This window comes from Novosphingobium sp. (genome assembly GCF_030696665.1).
In the GTDB taxonomy this organism is placed as follows: domain Bacteria; phylum Pseudomonadota; class Alphaproteobacteria; order Sphingomonadales; family Sphingomonadaceae; genus Novosphingobium.
The window spans coordinates 21,026-37,208 of sequence record NZ_JAUYRV010000035.1 but is presented as its reverse complement, the minus strand read 5'-3'; the positions used below and the strand labels follow the sequence as shown (position 1 = coordinate 37,208).

The following is a 16,183-nucleotide window of genomic DNA, read 5'->3' as shown; positions in this document are numbered from 1 at the left end:
ATGGTGCCGCCTTTTTCATTGGGCGCGCGCGCCCGTTACAACGAAGGATTGAACCATGCTGAACATTGCAGTTCTGCAGAATGAGGCGCGCACGGTAGCCCAGCGCCAGCAGACCCGTCTTCAGGCGGCTATCGATGAAAACCGCGAACTTACTGCCGAAGAAGAAACCGCCGACGCCGCCGATGCGGCGCAGCTGACCCGGCTCACCAGCCAGATCCAGCGCGCCCAGCAGCTTTCTGCATCGGTCGCCGCCATCGGGCTCGATCCGGTGATCGCAGGCGCTCCGGCTACCGTGCCAGCCACGGTCAAGCCTGCGCTGGACAACGGCGGTTTCAGCAACATTGCGGACTTTGCCAATGCGGTGCGTATGGCCAATCCGGCTGCGGGTAGTTCGTTCCGCATGGACGAACGCCTTGCTGCGCCCAGCAACGTCCACACCGAAACCGGTGATGCTGCAGGTTCCTATCTGGTGCCGGCAGAGTTCCGGCAGGAGATCGTGGATCTGGTCTATGGCGGCGATGACCCGGTTATGACGCTGATCGATCCTTCGCCGACCAGTTCGAACCGGGTGGTGGGCCTGGGCGACGAAAGCACCCCGTGGGGTTCTTCGGGCGTGCAGGCATACTGGCGCGGTGAAAACCAGCAGATGACCGCGACCAAGGCGGCGCTGACTCCGCGCGAAACCAAGCTGGGCGAGCTTTATGCCTTTGTCCTGGCAACGGAAGAGCTGCTGGAAGATGCGCCGCGCACGGCCGACCTGATCACCCGCAAGGCAGCCGGAGCAATCCGCTGGAAGGCGGGCGAGGCGTTCATGTGGGGCGATTATATCGAGAAGCCGCAGGGGTGGATGACTTCGGCGGCGCTGGTGACAGTGCCCAAGGTATCGGGCCAAGCTGCTGACACGATCGTCCGCCAGAATGTGGCCCAGATGTTCGCACGGATGATCAACCCTACACAGGCGGTGTGGATGGCAAATGCCGACTGCATGCCCGCGCTGATGGAACTGAAGAGCGATGCGGGCGTGCCGCTGTGGTATCCCAACTATCAGGATGCCCCGGGCGGCATGCTGCTGGGACGGCCGGTGTATTTCACCGAGCACAACACCACGGTGGGCGACCTGGGCGATCTGCAGCTGGTCAACCCCAATGGGTACGAGGCGTTCCGCAAGCAAAGCGGTGTGAGCTTTGCCGAATCGATCCACCTCTACTTCGATCACAACGTCCGGGCATTCCGCTGGACGTTCCGCGTGGGCGGTCAGCCGGTGCTTTCCGCGCCGGTTTCCCCGGCCAAAGGTTCGGCGACCAAGAGCCACTTCGTGGCGCTGGCTGAACGCGCCTGATCCATTGCGCCCGCCGCGTTGGCGGGCGCAACCTCATTCTAGGGAGTTCGAACCATGTTCCCCAATGCAAATCCGTCGGCACTGGCCGGCGTTGTCGGCGTCATCGATCCCGATGCCTATGCGGCCAGCACCGTGACCACGGGCTGGATTTCTGCCGCTGCGTTCCATTCGTTCCTCGCCATCATCATGGCAGGCGATCTGGGTGCCTCGGCCACTGTCGACGCCAAGATCGAACAGGCCAGCAGCAGCGGCGGCACCGGCGCCAAGGATGTGACCGGCCTTGCCATCACCCAGCTGACCAAGGCCGGGACCGATGACAACAAGCAGGCGCTCATCAACATCCAGCAGTCCGATCTCGACCTGGCCAACGGCTTCACGCATTTCCGCCTGTCCATGACCGTGGCCACGGCGGCGTGTGATGCGGGTGCAATCGTGCTGGGCTTCAGCCCACGCAAGGGCGCAGCCACGGCGGGCGACCTTAGCACGGTTGACGAGATCGTTTCGTAAGCTGCGGCTGCGAACGGATGAAAGAACGGAAGGGGCGGGCCGTTGGTCTGCCCCTTTTTCGTGGAGGTTGATGTGGGGCTTACTCTGACGCAGTCGGCAGCCGGTGGACCGGTCACCGTTGCGCAGGTGAAGGCCTATATCGGGATCGAGTCCAGCGAGTGGGATGCGATGCTGGCGGGGTTTATTGCCGCGGCTACGGCCCATGCGCAGAACTATCTGGGCAAGGCCATCGGATCGCAGGAGTGGGCGCTTTCGCTGGATGGGTTTGCCGATGAAATCGCGCTGCCGCTGGGGCCGGTGACCGACGTGGGTGCGGTGACTTATCTTGACGCGGACCGCGCCGAGCAGACGCTGGATGACGGGGTCTATATCCTTGATCTGGTCAGCACGCCGCAGCGCATTGTGCGCGATCCTGAAGAAAGCTGGCCCGCCACGGCGAACGTGCCGAATGCGGTGACGGTGGCTTTCACCACCGGCTTTGCGACTGCGCCGGCCGAAGTGGTGCAGGCGATCCAGATGCTTGTGGCGTTCTGGTGGGAAAACAGGAGCGCGGTGAATGTTGGCAACATCACCAGCGTGCTGCCGTTCGGCGTTGAAGCCTTGTTGCAGCCACTGCGGCGGATCGTGATCTGATGGCATATATTTCGTCGGGAAAGCGGAACACGCGGGTTTCGTTTCAGCGGAATTCTGCCGGGCGGTCTGCGCTGGGCGGGCGGGCTTCGGCGAATTGGGGGGAGCTGTTTTCGCGGCTTGCTTCGGTGACGTGGGGTTCCTCGGCCGAGCGGCGGTCTGCTGCGGTGGAGGGGGCGGTGCAGTCTGCCACGTTCCGGGTGCTGGCCGATCAGGACACGCGCGGGGTGCTAGTGACGGACCGGATCGTGGTGACGGTGGCGGGGCACATGCTGGAAGGCATTGCCTTTGACATCACCGGCAGCGTGCCGATCGGCGCGCCGGTGCCGCATGAGATTGAATTTACCTGCACGGCGAACAGGGGCTGACGATGGTGACGCGGTCTGTCTTTACCGGGGGCAAGGATCTGGAACGGGCGCTGCTCGAGCTTTCTACCAAGTCTGCGCAGAAGGTGGGGCGGTTTGCGCTGCGGCGGGCGGCCAATGAAATTCTGAAGGCTGCCAAGGCGGGCGTGCCGGTGGACGAAGGGCGTCTGAAGCGGGCGCTGCGCGTGCGTGTGGATCGCGTGCGCGGGCGTGGCGATCTGCTTTCGGCGCTGGTCTATGCTTCGGGTTCGGCCTTTGATTTCCGGCCACGGCGGTCTGACCGGCAGAGCCGGGTCAAGGGCAAGCTGGGGCCGGCGCGCTATTCCTACCAGATCGGCACGCGGCCCGATGTCTATGGCCGGTTCGTGGAATACGGGCGGCACAAGCAGGGCATTGCGGCGCGGCCTTTCATGCGGCCGGCGTGGGATTCGCAGGGCGGCATGGTGGCGCTGCAACGGATCGGCGATGAATTGTGGCGCGGGCTTTCGAAAGAAGCCGCGCGGTTGGGGCGTTAATTATGGCGATGGAAGAAGACCTGGTGGCGCGGCTTGTGGCCGATGCCGGGGTTTCGGCCATCGTCGACGAGGCGGTCAGCTGGTTCGAGCGGAACCGGGACGATGCGCTGCCTGCGGTGGTGCTGCAGAAGGTTTCGCCGGGGCGCGAATATTCGCACGATGGGCCCGATGGGCTCGACGGGCCGCGCGTCCAGTTCGATTGCCTGGGCCGCACGATGGACGAAGCGGCGGCGCTGAAGCGCGCGGTGCTGGCCTGCATGGAGCAGGGCGCGACCGTGGGCGACACGGTGTTTCACATCGCCTTTCTGGAAGGCGAAAACTGGATTTCGCAGGGCGAACAGGACGGCGGCGAAGCGTTGTTCCAGCTGTCGCTCGATTTCATCTTTTACCACGAGGAGACCTGACCATGTCCGCCAAGCCGACCTTTGGCGTTGTCCTGAAGATTGGCTCTTCGAGCCCGCCTTCGACCACGCTTTCCAATGTGTTCAGCGTCAGCCCGCCGCGCACTTCGCGCGATGCGCTGGACGTGACCACGCATGGCAGCGCCGGTGGCGTGATGGAGTTCATGCCAGACGGGGTTGTAGATCCCGGCGAAATGACTGTGTCGCTGCACTATATCGCAGGCGATTCTAACGACACCGCTTGCCTTGCCGCGTTGGCAGCGGCGGCGCCCTATTACTTCATCCACACGGTGAACGCCGCCAGCGGTACTTACAACCGCGCCTTTCAGGGCGTGGTGACCAGCTATGGCCCCGACGAACTGGGCGTGAAGGGCAAGCAGACTGCATCGATGACGATCAAGGTCAGCGGTGCTGTTACGCAGGAGGTAACGGCCTGATGGCCATCAGGATGAAAGGCGAGGCCAGCTTCACGCACGATGGTGCGGAATTGAAGCTAGCCTTCGATGTTACCACGCTGATGGCGGTGGAGGCAGAGACCGGCATCGGGTTCATGCAGTTGCAGAACCATTGGGGCGAAGTGCGTTTGCAGGGTTCGCTCTTGCGCTATGGCCTGGCCAAGGGCAGCAACATGGAAGTTCCCTATGCCGAGGCCTGCGAGCTGTGGCTGCTGAACGATGCCGCCAAGGTGGCCGTGCTGGAAGCGTTCAATGGTTTCTTGCCCGAAGCACCCAAAAAAAAAGCGCCGAGTCCGAGGAGGCCCGCGCCCAACAGGCGCAAGAGTGGAGCTGGGACGAACAGCTGATTCTATGGTGCGAGGCGGGCGGGCAGCCCGATGCCTTCTGGCACCAGACGCTGCGCACCATCCATGCGGCGCGCCGGGGATACTGGCGGCGCAGGGCGTGGCCGGTGTGGCACCAGACCGTGCTGGGCCGATATCCTTCTGAAACGCTGGAACGGTTGGACATCAACGATCTGACCGGTGAACCGAAAACCGAAGACGACGAAGCCGCCGAAGCCGAACGGCAATTGCGGATCCTGCGCCAGTGGCAGCAGGTGGACCGCGCCATGATGAACTGACTGCTACATGCAGTTGCGATAGTCGCGGGCGTTGATAATTGCCTGTCCGGTTTGGCGCACCTGAATGCGAGTGCCGGACTTTGCCGGCTCCAGTGTGATCAAGCCCAGCACCTGCTGGAAACCGTTCTTGATTGCGAACCCAATTTTACCATCAGGCGTGGTGATCGGGGCAGAAGCATAACGAAGCTGCATGCACTGGCTGACTTCGGCCATCGGCTTTGCTGTCACTTCGTCAAAGTCGACTTCGCCGTTGTATATGTCCTGCGGCGTTGCGCAGGCTGAAAGTGCGATTGTCAAAATCAGAAATGCAGAACGCATGGCACGCCTCCCTTGGGATGGTTGCAATGCGATACCGCCTAACCGTTTGAAGGACCAGCCACCATGTCGGAAATGATCGGTCGCCTGCGCGTTGCGCTGGGGCTGGAAACGGCTGCGTTCGAGAAGGGCGCGAAGCGTGCCAGCGCCGAGATCGATGCTTTTGGCAGCAAGGCCGAAAAGGCCGGGTTTGCGGTTGGGCGCGCGGTCAAGGCCATTGCCGTGGGCGGCGCGGCTCTGGCCGGGTCTGCCATCGTCAGCAGCCTGAAGGACATGGTCACCGAAAGCCTGCGCTATACCAAGGCGATGGACCAGATGGCCAAGGTTTCGAACAGCTCGATCGAAGAATTCCAGAAGATGGCCTTTGCCGCCAGCTCTGTGGGGATCGAGTCCGAGAAGTTGGGCGATATCTTCAAGGACGTGAACGACAAGGTTGGCGAGTTCCTTCAGACCGGCGGCGGCGAGATGAAGGATTTCTTCGAGCAGATTGCGCCCAAGGTGGGTGTGACTGCCGAACAGTTCCGCAATCTTTCTGGCCCGCAGGCGTTGCAGCTTTATGTGTCCAGCCTTGAAAAGGCCGGTCTTAACCAGCAGGAAATGACCTTTTACATGGAGGCGCTGGCCGATGAAGCGAGCGCCCTGATCCCGCTGATGAAAGACAACGGCGCGGCGGTGCAGGCCTATGCGGCCGAGGCCCAGAAGGCCGGTATCATCATCACGCAGGATCTGGCCGACAAGTCTATCGCAGCGGGGCAGAAGGTGGAATTTCTGCGCACAAAGCTGGAAATGCGCTGGAACGTGGCGGTGGCGGAAAACGCCGACAAGATCGAAGCCATCGTCAACAAGATCGACCGCATGGTCAGCGCGTTCTTCAAGCTGATCGAGCAGATGGAGCGGTTCGGCAATTCGCCGGTGGGCAAGCTGCTGGCGGCGGGCGGCAACGTGGCGTCCTATCTCAACCCGACCAACGCAATTCTTGCTGTGCCTGACCTGATCGAAAGCGAAGCGGCGCGGCAGGCCAAGGCTGGGCGCGGTGCGGCACCAGTGGCAAAGCGGGCGCTGCCGCAAAGCTGGGGCAAGGCATCCACCGCGCCGATGTTGCAGACCGGTTCGGTCTACAAGGGCGGTCTTTCGCAGTTCGTGGGATCGGGAATGCTGCCCAGCGCATCGGGCACGTTTGCCGGACAGGGGGCAGGTCAGGGGCAGAGCATTGCCGATCTGGCGTGGGAGAATGCCAACCGCCTTGAGGCCGTGCAGGGCATTATCGCGATCCGATCTGAAGAGACCGCCGCCAAGGTGGAAGTGGCCAACGTGCAGATCGCGCGGTCGTTTGGCGACATGGCGCAGGATTCGATCAACGCGCTCGATCGGCTTGCCACCGCGGTGCAGGGCGGGGGCGCGCTGAACATCATATCGGCCATTCTGGGCGTGGGGCTGCAGCTGGGCGGCATGGGCGTGTTCGGCAAATCGGTGCAGACCAATATCAATGCGCCGCGCATCCCGGCCTACGCCGGTGGCACTTCGTTCCATCCCGGTGGGTTGGCGCTGGTGGGTGAGCGTGGGCCGGAAATCGTTTCGATGCCGCGCGGATCTTCGGTCTATCCCAACGGGACGGGACCGGGGGGCATGTCAGTGCAGGTGCTGCCTTCGAAATACTTCGACGTTCATGTGATGCAGGGTGTGGCGCTGGGTGCGCCTTCGATCGTGGAGGCGGGGGCGCAGACGGCCATCGGGCGCATTGGCAAGAGCAACGCGCGGCAGATCGGGTTTCGGTGATGGTGAGACAAGTAAGCCTAGCCCCGGGTCAAGCCCGGGGTGACGAAGGTTGGGGAGGGGATTGAAGTGATCATTCTTCCTGACATCTATGCGCCGCGTGTGGTTGGGTATGAACCGCTGGCGGGTGGGTTCGATGTGCGGACTTCGCGCGGTGCCCTGGCTGGGCGGGTGGTTACGCCGGGGGGGCGCTTTGCCATCACGGTGGAATTCCCGACCATGACCTATGAGCGCGCGATGGCGCTCAAATCGCTGATGATTTCGGCCAAGGGTGAAGGGTTGCGCTTGGCGATGCCGCTGGGCGGCACGGTGCAGGCCGGTGGTGCTGGCACGGTGGATGGCAGCGGGGCCGCTGGCACATCGTTGCCGGTGGCGGGGCTGACGCCGGGGGTGATGATCCGGCGGGGCTATTGGGTGACGGTGATCGATGCCGATGGGAATCACTGTCTGCACGAAGTGGCCGCGCCGGTGCGGGTGGATGGATCGGGCGATGCTACGCTGCCGGTCAACTTCCCGCTGCGCACGGTGCTGATCGATGGCGATGCTGTGCTGGTTTCCAAGCCGCTGATCGAAGGGCTGATCACCAGTGACGTGAACTGGCAGATCCCGGTGGGGCGGCGGGTGCAAGGCCTGGGCTTCCGCATCGAGGAAATGGAAGCGGTGGAAGCGCCGTGATCTGGCACAAGTGCAACCTGATCAAGCTGGAGCTGCCGACGCGCACGGTGCGGCTGTGTGATGGCGGGGTGATCGTTTGGGGCGCTGACGTGTTTCGGGGCCGCGATGCGGTGTTCGGGTGCGTGACCGGGGCCGAGGCATTGACGGAGGGCGTGGGCAATGAAGTGCCGGCGTTTTCGCTGACGTTCAGCCCGGAGGCCAGCGCTGCACCATCGGATTTAAACAAGCCCGAATTTCAGAAATCGCCGTTCCATTGGTGGGTGGCCAATTGGAATGCCGCCACGTGCGCAGTGGTCGGCAGTCCGACTTTGCAGTTTGCTGGCACGCTGGATCAGGTGGAGTTGCAGTTTACCAACAATTCGCGCGAGCTGGAAAACGGCATCGTATCTGTGGCCGAGCGGCTGTTTGCCGCGCGGCGCGGGAATGGGTGTTCGCCAACGTTTCACAAGAGCGTCTGGGCGGGCGAGACGGGGCACGATGAAGCCACCGGGCTGACTTTCCCCGATGCCTGGGGTGTGGAAGCGCCGCCGGTAGCGGGGTCTGTCTATAACGGGGCGGGCGGGATGTTTGGGCGGGGCGGGTTTGTTGGGGTGGAGCGGTGAGCGGGCTTGAAGAAGGAAGCCCAGCCCCGGGTCAAGCCCGGGGTGACGAAAGAGAAAGTCGGTATCAGGAAGGGGACCGCTGGTTTGATCCAGGGAAACCGGTGCCTGATCCGGTGCGGCGGCAGCTGGCTACGGCGAAGACGCGCGATGCCTATATCGGGCGGACTTTCGCGTGGAAGGCGGGGCGTACCTGCGTTCACATGGCGCGGTTTCATTTGCTGGCGATGGGGCACAAGCCGCCGATGATGCCGGGGTTCCGGTCTGCCATCGGGGCCAAGCGGGCGCTCGCGCGCAATGGCTGGGCCGGGGTGGAGGACATGCTGGACAGCATGCTGCCGCGCGTGGCTCCGTTGCAGATGCGCTTGGGCGATCTGGCGGCGGGGCCGGGGCTGGATGGAATAGGCGCGGTGTTCGTGTGCGTGCCGCCGTTCAAGCTGCTGGGCTGGCATGAGGATGCCGATGAAGCGGTAATTATTGATTTTAACAGGGACGCCCTGACGGGCTGCTGGCGGGTGTGACGTGGCAAAGGCGTTGAAGGTCATCGGCACGATTGCGGCGGGTGTCGCTCTTGTTGCGACTGGCGTTGGCGCGTTCGCGGCTGCGGGGACTGCGCTGGCTTCTACGGCGGCGAGCGTTGCCACTTATGCGGGCCTTGCCGCCAGCGTGGCGGCGGTGGGCGCGAATGTGTTGCAGAAGGCCCCACCGGCGCGGGGTTCGGTTACGCAGACGTTAGTGGCTGTTGACCCGCCGCGCCCGCTGGTGATGGGCGAGGGGTATGTCGGCGGCGTGCTGCGTTATCGGCGCTCATATGGGGGCACGGTGGGCAAGGTGCCCAATCCGTACCGCTGGTTGGTTGAAGTATATAGCGGGTGCGGGCCGATCGATTCGATCACGCCTTATGTTGCCTATGCTCCTATCGACAGCTGGTATTCCGGGTTTCTCTTCACCGATACCCAGTTGGGGGCTTGCCCAGAAGCTTCTGCACTTACGCCGCATTTCAGTGGGGCGCCGGGGTGGGACAGCAACTCGAAGCTTTCGGGCTTTCCGGCAATTGGGTGGAACCAGTTTTTTGACAAGGACGGTAATCGCTTTGCCAGCGGTGAGATTGTCAGGGGCGCTTATGGCAAATGGACTTGGTGCTATGACCCCAGACTGGACAGCACGCGCAGCGGCGGCAGCGGATCGCACCGACTGAACGATTCCGATACGTGGGGATGGAGCAATCGGGCCGCGTTGTTTGCGGGAACCTATGCACACGGGTGGTACCAGAACGGTGAATTGGTGATGGGCATGGGCCTGCCCGATGAAGCGATTGACTGGGTGGCGGTGGCCGATTGGGCCAACGTGTGTGAAGACAATGGCTGGACAATCTTTGGCCGGCTGTTTGAACCGGGCGATGCCAACCTGCGGTGGCAGAACCTGATCGATATCTGCATTGCAGGCGGCGGGCAGCCGGTGTTTGCAGGTGGTCAGCTTTCGTTCCATTACTGGGCACCACGCATTTCGCTGGGCACGATCACCGAAAAGGCGCTGGCTGAAGGCACGCGGCGCATCACCGCGATGAAGGGCTATGCCCAGCGCATCAATGCCATCGTTCCCAAGTTCACCGATCCGGGCAGCAACTGGGAACAGGTGGCGGCAGAGGAAGTGATCGCCAGTGCGCTGGTGACCGAGGATGGCGAAAAGAAGACCGAGGAATTTCCGTACAATCTGGTGAAGGACGTGAACCAGGCGGCAGAGCTGGCAATGTACCGGATCTATGCCGCGCGTGAACTTTCCGTCCCTGAACTGCCGCTGCTGCCGGGCTATGAATTCATCCGGCCGGGCGAATGCTGGACCTTCGATCTGCCCGACATGGGGCTGGAAGAGCAGGATTGCATCGTGTGGACGCGCACCAGCGATCCGGCCACGTTTGGCACCAAGCTGGCGCTGGAAACCGAAACGGCGGCAAAGCACCCCTTCTGCCTTGGTCAGACGGGTGTGGCTCCGCCCACGCCCACCATCGGGCTGACGGCGCAGGAGCGTGACGAGCTGGCCGCGGCGGCGATCCTGCCGCCAGCCTATGCGCAGCAGGCCATATCGATCAGCTATGTCAGCGATGCCGACCCGCTGGACGGGCTGCTGCAGGCGACCGATGACGAGATCACGATTGAAAGCTTTGTCCGCACGTATCAGGGGCTGGGCGATGTGAGCATTACCGGGGCCACGTTGACCACCGAGGACGACGGCACAACCGCGCTGGCGCCCGAAACGCTGTATCACGTGTACTACGACGATCCGACGCTGGCCGACACTACGCCCGCCTTCAAGGCCACGCAGACTTCGACCGTGGCGGCGAATAGCAACACCAATCCGTACCGCCATTATCTGGGCACGGTGACCACCGATGTGACCGGCGGGACGGGCACCAGCGGCGGCGGCGCCGTGCCTCCGGGCTGGGGCGGCGGCGACTGGAATTATCAGATCCCATAATTCGTGAGGGCAATGCGATGACCACCACCACATTCGACCCGTGGCTTAATGAGCTGCGGGCGAAGCAGAAGTTTGTGCCGGCGGATGAAGTGCCGCTGGCTGTGCGCGGCGAACGGTGGGACTGGCCTTTGCCCATCGAGGGCGATTGGGTGGGATCAACGCTGGTAGCCACGATCCGCACCGCGCCCGATGCGGGCAGCGTGCTGGCGACGGTGGCTGTGGGCAGCGACACATATGATGCGGACGCAGACGTGACGACGTTTCCCCTGTCGCTGGCCAGCGGATCGGGCAGCAGCCCGGACAGCACCGGCCTGCTTTCTGCTGACAGCGACGGCGACGGGGCCGAGTATTTTCCGATGATGGTGTTCCTGACGCCCAGTGGCGGCGGCGTGAAGGAATTGCTGTTCGGCTGCGCGCTTACTCTTGCAGGGAAGGTTTGATCCGATGGCCGTGGTACGGTTCAACAATAGTCGGGTGACGATCAATCCGGGCGGCTTTGCGGGTGAAGCACGGCGGGCTGCAGCGGCGGCCACCACGCAAGCCGACCGTGCAGAGGATGCGGCGGATGAACTACGCGAAATTGTCGAAAGTATTGACGTAGGGCTTTCGACCGATTTGTTCGTTTTCAAGGATGATGATGACAACATCGTTGGCAGGGTCGGGCCTGATGCAAATTGGGATATTTTGCTTGCCGCATTGTCACGGGCCGATGGCCTTGAAGTAACCAGCGTAGAAACGGTTGGTGAGAGTTCGCCGCTGGTCATTATCGATCCAGAGAGCAACGTGCTTTACGAAGCGCCTGCTGCCGCTGCCGACGAAGACGACGCAACAGCGGAAGTGATCGCGGCGCGAGGTACGCGCACTGCGCTGAACGACCGGCTTTCGCAATCGCTCGATGCGTATGGTTCACCACTCGACAGCTTCAACGGGAAGCGTCTTCGCCGCCTACATTACAAGCGGCGAAGACGAGCGCTGGGCGAGGCTGTTCAACTCCCTATTGGCCTTTTCGGGGACAGCTTTACGCACAACCGCGCCAGATATTCGGGCGATCTTGCGGCCACGTTGATTGCTGAAATGGGCGATGCTGGCGGCGGGTGGACCGGGTTTGGATTTATCTCTGGCTCGCCTGCTGGCCCCTACACGCATGGCGGAACGCAACCGTCTTTCACGAACGGCAACGTGCGCTCCACCTATGGAGTATCCCACAACGGCAATTGGACAGGTGCCTACGCGACTGTGCCAAGCCCTGACACTTGCTGTGCAATCAGTTCCACCGCAGGCGATGAAATCCGTGCCACATTCCCCGCGAGCCCTACGCTCTCCGGTGTGGACTTCTTCTGGATCGGCACCGCCGATGGCGTGATGGAATACTCTTGGGATGGGGTAAGTTGGGCTACCATCAACGTCCAAGGAACGGTGGGGGCTTGCTCATTTGCTGCACTGGCCGGTGTTCCGGGTTCTGGGGCGGGAACACTTCGGCTCAGGGTTGTTTTGGGTGAATGCCGCCCAGCAGGTGTCAACTGGAAATCCACGGCAAGCGGCACTGTGGTGAATAAGCTGGCTGCGACTGGATCGCGCATGGCGCAGCTTGCTACACAGGCTGTGGTTGCGTCATGGCGGGCTGCTGTAGCCGCGCTCGGCATCGACACTGCTATCGTCATGCACGGCACGAACGATCAGGGTGCTTCTTCGTCGGCGGCGACTTTCGCTGAAAATGCAAACATAGTCCTGACCAACTTGCAGACGGCAATTCCGGGAGTTGACCGGCTGCTTGTTATGCCGCCCGAAAACCAGCGTCCTGCCAATGCGGTTGCCATGCCTGCATACAAGGCGGCAGCGGCTCCGGTCGCAGCGGCATTGGGTTGTGCGTTTCTCGATACGCAGCGCGATTTTGGCGACCCGGCCACTCCGACCGAGTACGGTTCGGCAGGGGCCACGCCGCTGTTCAATGCGGACCTGATCCACCCAGAACCCAGCACAGGCGGGCGGGCATTGCTCGATGCCATCCTTCGCTTCTTTGCCGCAGCTTAAAGGACAAGCCCATGACGATTCTCATAAAGTCACCGAACGTTTCCACCGCTGCTGGCCTGAAAAAGTTCCGCCTCGACCCTTTGCTCGATGGAGACAATGGGGGTGTGAAGTTCCTGTTCGACTTTCCATCAAAAGTCGGTTGGCCCGGCCAAGATGCGCCGACAAATGGGGATGTGGTTAAGAACGTTGCCACCACTCCGGGTCTGATGGAGTTAGGCGATGGCGCGATGAACATTGTTAGCGGGCAAACGCCCGCCTTTGCGGGTGGCGGCATAGACTTCAACGGATCGACAAATGATCCCATTGAAGTAGTAGGCCCAGTAGGCTCGCTTTCATCAATCGCAGCCGCAGACAACGATTATTTTTTGATCTGCTGCTACATGCGAATGCCTTCATCAGGTGACTGGAACACTTCCGGTTCCCTCGCCCCGCTTTTTTGCACCACAAGCGGGTCTAACGGTTGGACGACGCCGGAAGCCGATTTGCTGACAATAGCGATGCAGTCCGCTGGAATTTTGACGATACGCAGACAGACTGCGGGCGCTACCGCTGCGCGGGCGGACATCGCTATGTCATCCAACTTCTACGGGCAATTTTGCCAAATCGTAGCGTGGCGGAATGCGGCAGGGATGGGGATTCGGATCAAGTCTGATCTTGCGGAGCAAACAGGAACCGCTGTTGTCGGATCAAACAACAGCGAGGACTTTTCGGCCAAGCAGCCACGTTGGGGTATTCCAAATTCATTCAACGGCCTTTCGGGAACAGCCGCACACCGTGCAACACACAAGACGCGGCTTTATCGTGGTTGGATCGAGGATTTGAGCCAATCAGGCCGCAATCCTCTCACCGTCGCGGATGCGGACTGGACCCGCGTTCAGGCGCGCAAGACGGCATCGGGGGACACGATTTTCGTATGACCCTCACTGAAGCCATCCGCGAGGTCGAACAAGGCCGCTGCCAGCGCATCGCAGCGCCGGGCAAGTGGCGCGTCTGGCGCGATGGCGACCAAGTAAAGCACGAAAGGATAGGTGGCGATGATCTCACCTGAATTGATCACCGCCGCCTTGGGCGTTGGCGGGTTGGGCACAATAGGTGGCGGCGTGAAGTTCGTCTGGGCCAAGATCGAAGCGCGCTTTACCAAGATCGAAACCGAACTGGCCGAGTGCCGGGCGCGTGAAACGCTGGCCGCGCAGCGTGACGCGGACAATCGTGAACGGCGGGCGAAGCAGCTGACCGTCATCGAGCTGCTTTGGCAGAAGGTAAAAGACCTCGATCCGCGCGCACCCGTGCTGGACCGGGCGAAGCACCTGCTGGACGAACTGAAGGAAACCGCTGCGCTCGCCGAGCGGGACGCGGACTAACCCCGGAAGGGAACACCCATGACCATTACAGTTGAGGCGCCGGGGCGCGAGTTCCGGTTGACGCCGCGCATTGTTGCGGCCGTGGCACACGAGGAAGGTCTTGTGCTTGAAGCCTATAAGGACAGCGTGGGCGTCTGGACGTGGGCTTTGGGCGTTGCCGAGACGGGCGGGCATAATGTGCGCCAATACATCGACAATCCCTCGACCATTGAAGCGGCTGTTGCGGCCTCAATCGACATCATGCGGCGGAAGTATCTGCCAGCGGTGCAGAGCGCTTTCGACGGCTTCCGCCTGAAAGAGCACGAGATTGCGGGTGCGCTTTCGTTCCATTGGAACACTGGTTCTATCCGCAAGGCATCATGGGTAAAGGCTTGGCGCGAGGGTGACATCGCAGCGGCGCGCAAGGGTTATCTCGCATGGAACATTCCGGCCGGGATTGTGACGAGGCGCAATCGGGATGCCGCGCTGTTCTTTGATGCGGTGTGGCCGAGTCTTCTTGTCCCGGTCTACCCGGTTCGGAAGCCGTCATACCTGCCCAACACCAGCAAGGCCAAGTTGGTCGACATCCTGCCGGTTGCCGAACAAATCATGGGGGGATCGTGACACCCCGGCAGGCGGGCCGCGCTGCCCTTGAGATCACCACCATTTTCATCCTCATCGCGGGCATTGCAGCCTGCACCCGGAGTGCCTGGACATGACCGAACCTCTCGACCTTGCGGACCTCACCCCGAAGCCGCGCGAGATATTCCGCGCCACTGTGGGCCTGCTGTGCGTAATCGGTGGGTTGGCTGGGCTGGCTGGCCTTTATTTCATCGAAATCCCTTCTGGAAACCGCGATGCCCTGATGCTGGCCATCGGCATTGTCATGGGATGGGGCGGGAGCGTGGTGCAGAATGAGTTCGGCGGTTCGGTCGCTGGCCGGAAGGCTGCTGAAGCGGGGATCAAGAAGTGATCGCCCGGGTATTCGCGCCGCTGGCCATGAAGGTTGCCGGGGGCATCATCGCCGCGCTGCTGGCGCTGTGCCTGTTCCTGCTGGTGCAGATCCACGGGCTGCCGCTGGTGGGCGGGCTGCTGGGCCTTGAAGGGTGGAAGCCGCGCGCGCTGACGGCCGAGCAGACCATCAAGGATATTCGCAAGGCGCAGGACGAAGCTGCCGAACTGCAGGCAGCGATCAACGCCGAACCGGTGCGCCGGAGCGAAACCATTGCAAGGATCTCCGATGCGACAGCTACGCCCTATTTCGATCTTGTGCGCCGCGCTGGCGCTGACCGCGTGCAACCAGCGCCTCGATGTGCGCCCGGCCTTGCCGATCTGCCCAGAGCCGATCGTGCTGCCGTGGGTGATGTGGAAGATGCCGGTGCTTCCGGTGTGGTTCCCGCTCCCGCCGGAGATTTCGTCACCGTTGCCCGCAGCGAGTGGGAGCAAGTCGTCACCGCCGCAGGGCAAGGGGCAATGTGTGCCCGCGCAGGACAAGCGCTGATCGCCGCTGGCGCTGCGGTTGGCGCGGAGCAGTCAAGCGATCCTTGACGCCTGCGCCTTGTAGAATCAAGTTTGTTCTGCCTACGTTCCAGAGCATGGCAAAGACAGCAGGAATCATTCCGTCATGGGTTCGAACGCTCGATGTGATGATTGCGGTTGGCGCGGTGATCAAGGTGCAGTGCGACATCTGCCGCGTTGATCGCGAAGTTGATCTGCCTGCGCTGCGCGCCAAAATGGGCGGCAGCTACTCGCTGCTAAATCGTCGCTGCCGCTGTCGACTGACCTCTGGATGCAAGGGGTGGAACCGGTTCCTCTACAGCCGGGGCGTCTTTCGCACGCTGGCAGAACCCCACGTTCAAGACCGCTGGCTGCGTCAAAGCATGGCCGAAACCTTGGGTGCCATACGCCGCAACAGCGAGGCCAAATCGCAAGAAAGTTTACAGCCCCCTGTAAACCGCGTCAAAACGCCAAAATCGTCAAACCAGTAAACCGCTGAAAACACTGGTTCAAATGGTGCCGGCTAGAGGATTCGAACCCCTGGCCCCCTGATTACAAATCAGGTGCTCTACCAACTGAGCTAAGCCGGCCCGCGTGAAGCGTCTCGCGCGCCTTAGCGGCACAAATCGCGCTTCACAAGACCA

Annotated in this window: 24 protein-coding genes and 1 tRNA gene; 23 read left to right on the top strand and 2 right to left on the bottom strand. The window is 62.1% G+C overall.

Features of this window, described 5'->3' with window-relative positions; translation table 11 throughout:
• Positions 1–55 precede the first annotated feature (55 nt).
• The 9 genes from Q8R81_RS09485 to Q8R81_RS09445 all read left to right on the top strand — a co-directional run bounded on the left by Q8R81_RS09485 (position 56) and on the right by Q8R81_RS09445 (position 4,834).
• Positions 56–1,339 carry a phage major capsid protein gene (locus tag Q8R81_RS09485; RefSeq protein WP_305617195.1) on the top strand — a complete coding sequence of 428 codons (1,284 nt, stop codon included), beginning with the start codon at positions 56–58 and terminating at the stop codon, positions 1,337–1,339.
• 54 nt (positions 1,340–1,393) lie between these two features.
• The gene (locus Q8R81_RS09480) at positions 1,394–1,846 is read left to right on the top strand and encodes a hypothetical protein (protein WP_305617194.1); all 453 of its coding nucleotides are present in this window, start codon (positions 1,394–1,396) and stop codon (positions 1,844–1,846) included.
• A gap of 72 nt (positions 1,847–1,918) precedes the next feature.
• Positions 1,919–2,479: a head-tail connector protein gene (locus tag Q8R81_RS09475; RefSeq protein ID WP_305617192.1), complete on the top strand. Its 561-nt coding sequence runs from the start codon at positions 1,919–1,921 to the stop codon at positions 2,477–2,479.
• A 125-nt stretch (positions 2,480–2,604) separates the two neighbouring features.
• Positions 2,605–2,844 carry a hypothetical protein gene (locus Q8R81_RS09470; RefSeq protein ID WP_305617190.1) on the top strand — a complete coding sequence of 80 codons (240 nt, stop codon included), beginning with the start codon at positions 2,605–2,607 and terminating at the stop codon, positions 2,842–2,844.
• Between the two features lie 5 nt (positions 2,845–2,849).
• The gene (locus Q8R81_RS09465) at positions 2,850–3,356 is read left to right on the top strand and encodes an HK97-gp10 family putative phage morphogenesis protein (protein ID WP_305617189.1); all 507 of its coding nucleotides are present in this window, start codon (positions 2,850–2,852) and stop codon (positions 3,354–3,356) included.
• An 8-nt stretch (positions 3,357–3,364) separates the two neighbouring features.
• Complete coding sequence (locus Q8R81_RS09460) at positions 3,365–3,760, top strand: DUF3168 domain-containing protein (protein WP_305617187.1); 396 nt, start codon at positions 3,365–3,367, stop codon at positions 3,758–3,760.
• Positions 3,761–3,762: 2 nt separating this feature from the next.
• The gene (locus Q8R81_RS09455) at positions 3,763–4,194 is read left to right on the top strand and encodes a phage tail tube protein (protein ID WP_305617185.1); all 432 of its coding nucleotides are present in this window, start codon (positions 3,763–3,765) and stop codon (positions 4,192–4,194) included.
• Entirely contained in the window at positions 4,194–4,559 is a 366-nt protein-coding gene (locus Q8R81_RS09450) for a hypothetical protein (RefSeq protein ID WP_305617183.1), read from the top strand. The genes Q8R81_RS09455 and Q8R81_RS09450 overlap by 1 nt, the downstream gene beginning before the upstream one ends.
• Before the next feature lie 104 nt (positions 4,560–4,663).
• Positions 4,664–4,834, top strand: a complete 171-nt coding sequence (locus Q8R81_RS09445; protein WP_305617182.1) for a hypothetical protein — start codon at positions 4,664–4,666, stop codon at positions 4,832–4,834.
• 3 nt (positions 4,835–4,837) lie between these two features.
• On the opposite strand, the gene Q8R81_RS09440 is transcribed toward Q8R81_RS09445, so the two are convergent.
• Positions 4,838–5,152, bottom strand: coding sequence for a hypothetical protein (locus Q8R81_RS09440; RefSeq protein ID WP_305617180.1), 315 nt, complete (start codon positions 5,150–5,152; stop codon positions 4,838–4,840).
• A gap of 63 nt (positions 5,153–5,215) precedes the next feature.
• Between Q8R81_RS09440 and Q8R81_RS09435 the strand changes: the two genes are divergently transcribed.
• From Q8R81_RS09435 to Q8R81_RS09370, 14 genes are all read left to right on the top strand, one after another.
• The gene (locus tag Q8R81_RS09435; protein WP_305617178.1) at positions 5,216–6,925 is read left to right on the top strand and encodes a hypothetical protein; all 1,710 of its coding nucleotides are present in this window, start codon (positions 5,216–5,218) and stop codon (positions 6,923–6,925) included.
• A 66-nt stretch (positions 6,926–6,991) separates the two neighbouring features.
• Positions 6,992–7,597, top strand: coding sequence for a hypothetical protein (locus Q8R81_RS09430; RefSeq protein WP_305617177.1), 606 nt, complete (start codon positions 6,992–6,994; stop codon positions 7,595–7,597).
• Positions 7,594–8,199, top strand: a complete 606-nt coding sequence (locus tag Q8R81_RS09425) for a hypothetical protein (RefSeq protein ID WP_305617176.1) — start codon at positions 7,594–7,596, stop codon at positions 8,197–8,199. The genes Q8R81_RS09430 and Q8R81_RS09425 overlap by 4 nt, the downstream gene beginning before the upstream one ends.
• A gap of 101 nt (positions 8,200–8,300) precedes the next feature.
• Positions 8,301–8,717 carry a hypothetical protein gene (locus tag Q8R81_RS09420; protein WP_305617175.1) on the top strand — a complete coding sequence of 139 codons (417 nt, stop codon included), beginning with the start codon at positions 8,301–8,303 and terminating at the stop codon, positions 8,715–8,717.
• A gap of 1 nt (position 8,718) precedes the next feature.
• Complete coding sequence (locus Q8R81_RS09415; RefSeq protein WP_305617174.1) at positions 8,719–10,671, top strand: hypothetical protein; 1,953 nt, start codon at positions 8,719–8,721, stop codon at positions 10,669–10,671.
• A 17-nt stretch (positions 10,672–10,688) separates the two neighbouring features.
• Positions 10,689–11,111 (top strand): hypothetical protein, encoded by a 423-nt coding sequence (locus Q8R81_RS09410; protein WP_305617173.1) that lies wholly within the window; start codon positions 10,689–10,691, stop codon positions 11,109–11,111.
• Between the two features lie 34 nt (positions 11,112–11,145).
• Positions 11,146–12,702, top strand: coding sequence for a GDSL-type esterase/lipase family protein (locus tag Q8R81_RS09405; protein WP_305617172.1), 1,557 nt, complete (start codon positions 11,146–11,148; stop codon positions 12,700–12,702).
• A gap of 11 nt (positions 12,703–12,713) precedes the next feature.
• Positions 12,714–13,619 carry a hypothetical protein gene (locus Q8R81_RS09400; protein WP_305617171.1) on the top strand — a complete coding sequence of 302 codons (906 nt, stop codon included), beginning with the start codon at positions 12,714–12,716 and terminating at the stop codon, positions 13,617–13,619.
• Positions 13,616–13,750 (top strand): hypothetical protein, encoded by a 135-nt coding sequence (locus Q8R81_RS09395; protein WP_305617170.1) that lies wholly within the window; start codon positions 13,616–13,618, stop codon positions 13,748–13,750. The genes Q8R81_RS09400 and Q8R81_RS09395 overlap by 4 nt, the downstream gene beginning before the upstream one ends.
• Complete coding sequence (locus Q8R81_RS09390; protein WP_305617169.1) at positions 13,737–14,063, top strand: hypothetical protein; 327 nt, start codon at positions 13,737–13,739, stop codon at positions 14,061–14,063. The genes Q8R81_RS09395 and Q8R81_RS09390 overlap by 14 nt, the downstream gene beginning before the upstream one ends.
• 18 nt (positions 14,064–14,081) lie before the next feature.
• Positions 14,082–14,666, top strand: coding sequence for a lysozyme (locus tag Q8R81_RS09385; RefSeq protein WP_305617168.1), 585 nt, complete (start codon positions 14,082–14,084; stop codon positions 14,664–14,666).
• A 91-nt stretch (positions 14,667–14,757) separates the two neighbouring features.
• Entirely contained in the window at positions 14,758–15,015 is a 258-nt protein-coding gene (locus Q8R81_RS09380) for a hypothetical protein (protein WP_305617167.1), read from the top strand.
• Positions 15,012–15,590, top strand: a complete 579-nt coding sequence (locus tag Q8R81_RS09375) for a hypothetical protein (protein ID WP_305617166.1) — start codon at positions 15,012–15,014, stop codon at positions 15,588–15,590. Before Q8R81_RS09380 ends, Q8R81_RS09375 begins: the two co-directional genes overlap by 4 nt.
• 47 nt (positions 15,591–15,637) lie before the next feature.
• Entirely contained in the window at positions 15,638–16,030 is a 393-nt protein-coding gene (locus Q8R81_RS09370) for a hypothetical protein (RefSeq protein WP_305617165.1), read from the top strand.
• Between the two features lie 23 nt (positions 16,031–16,053).
• Here Q8R81_RS09370 and Q8R81_RS09365 read toward each other — a convergent pair.
• A tRNA-Thr gene (locus Q8R81_RS09365) sits at positions 16,054–16,129 on the bottom strand.
• Positions 16,130–16,183: the final 54 nt, after the last annotated feature.

Bases quoted from the DNA above. Each gene is read 5' to 3' on its own strand.
- Q8R81_RS09395 (WP_305617170.1), top strand. From the start codon at position 13,616: ATGACCCTCACTGAAGCCATCCGCGAGGTCGAACAAGGCCGCTGCCAG.
- Q8R81_RS09460 (WP_305617187.1), top strand. From the start codon at position 3,365: ATGGAAGAAGACCTGGTGGCGCGGCTTGTGGCCGATGCCGGGGTTTCG.
- Q8R81_RS09380 (WP_305617167.1), top strand. From the start codon at position 14,758: ATGACCGAACCTCTCGACCTTGCGGACCTCACCCCGAAGCCGCGCGAG.
- Q8R81_RS09455 (WP_305617185.1), top strand. From the start codon at position 3,763: ATGTCCGCCAAGCCGACCTTTGGCGTTGTCCTGAAGATTGGCTCTTCG.
- Q8R81_RS09400 (WP_305617171.1), top strand. From the start codon at position 12,714: ATGACGATTCTCATAAAGTCACCGAACGTTTCCACCGCTGCTGGCCTG.
- Q8R81_RS09485 (WP_305617195.1), top strand. From the start codon at position 56: ATGCTGAACATTGCAGTTCTGCAGAATGAGGCGCGCACGGTAGCCCAG.
- Q8R81_RS09370 (WP_305617165.1), top strand. From the start codon at position 15,638: ATGGCAAAGACAGCAGGAATCATTCCGTCATGGGTTCGAACGCTCGAT.
- Q8R81_RS09385 (WP_305617168.1), top strand. From the start codon at position 14,082: ATGACCATTACAGTTGAGGCGCCGGGGCGCGAGTTCCGGTTGACGCCG.
- Q8R81_RS09410 (WP_305617173.1), top strand. From the start codon at position 10,689: ATGACCACCACCACATTCGACCCGTGGCTTAATGAGCTGCGGGCGAAG.
- Q8R81_RS09440 (WP_305617180.1), bottom strand. From the start codon at position 5,152: ATGCGTTCTGCATTTCTGATTTTGACAATCGCACTTTCAGCCTGCGCA.
- Q8R81_RS09480 (WP_305617194.1), top strand. From the start codon at position 1,394: ATGTTCCCCAATGCAAATCCGTCGGCACTGGCCGGCGTTGTCGGCGTC.
- Q8R81_RS09450 (WP_305617183.1), top strand. From the start codon at position 4,194: ATGGCCATCAGGATGAAAGGCGAGGCCAGCTTCACGCACGATGGTGCG.
- Q8R81_RS09390 (WP_305617169.1), top strand. From the start codon at position 13,737: ATGATCTCACCTGAATTGATCACCGCCGCCTTGGGCGTTGGCGGGTTG.
- Q8R81_RS09435 (WP_305617178.1), top strand. From the start codon at position 5,216: ATGTCGGAAATGATCGGTCGCCTGCGCGTTGCGCTGGGGCTGGAAACG.